1 pseudogene is annotated in these 228 nt (G+C 59.2%); it reads left to right on the forward strand.

Annotation, left to right across the window (positions count from 1 at the left end):
* A pseudogene (locus tag FDX22_RS00695) lies at positions 1-228 on the forward strand (SelA-like pyridoxal phosphate-dependent enzyme); the annotation flags it as partial.

Below are 228 nucleotides of genomic sequence, written 5' to 3' on the forward strand. Positions count from 1 at the left end.
ATTTACACGCCTGGGTGGCGAGCGGGGCGGATATGGTGGTCTACAGCGGGGCAAAAGCCTTTAACGCGCCGACCTCCGGGTTTATCACCGGAAAGAAAAAGTGGATTGCCGCGTGTAAAGCGCAGCACCACGGAATTGCCCGGGCGATGAAGATCGGCAAAGAGAATATGGTCGGGCTGGTGTTGCCCCTGACCGCTGTTGAGACTACGACGCCAGCGCTGCTGTGCC

It is taken from the genome of Citrobacter sp. TBCS-14 (assembly GCF_005280805.1).
Lineage (GTDB): Bacteria > Pseudomonadota > Gammaproteobacteria > Enterobacterales > Enterobacteriaceae > Citrobacter > Citrobacter gillenii.